General features: G+C 52.8%; 2 tRNA genes. Both read left to right on the forward strand.

Going from position 1 to position 360, the window contains the following annotated elements:
- Positions 1-23: 23 nt before the first annotated feature.
- Positions 24-97 (forward strand) — tRNA-Ile (locus KUG39_RS05170).
- Positions 98-106: 9 nt separating this feature from the next.
- Positions 107-179 (forward strand) — tRNA-Ala (locus tag KUG39_RS05175).
- The last annotated feature ends 181 nt before the right edge of the window (positions 180-360 follow it).

Genomic DNA, 360 nt, shown 5'->3' on the forward strand with positions numbered 1-360 from the left:
CCACTGTCAGAGTGATTGTTCCTGGGCCATTAGCTCAGGTGGTTAGAGCGCACCCCTGATAAGGGTGAGGTCCCTGGTTCAAGTCCAGGATGGCCCATTCGTGTTTGGGGGTTTAGCTCAGTTGGTAGAGCGCCTGCTTTGCAAGCAGGATGTCAGCGGTTCGAGTCCGCTAACCTCCATCCAGCTAGGTTAAGACCACAACATGAAGCTGCATCAGGAGGAATTCTGATGGGTGAAGTGACCGGACATGTTCAGCTGAGGATTCCAGCCTCCTTTCATTCCCGATGAATGAGCTCACACGATGTGTGATGCCTTGTTCAGATGTGGTTGAAAGGAAGCTGGACTCGCTGATCACCCACT

Origin of the sequence: Synechococcus sp. CCAP 1479/10 (genome assembly GCF_019038515.1) — a bacterium.
GTDB lineage: Bacteria > Cyanobacteriota > Cyanobacteriia > PCC-6307 > Cyanobiaceae > Cyanobium.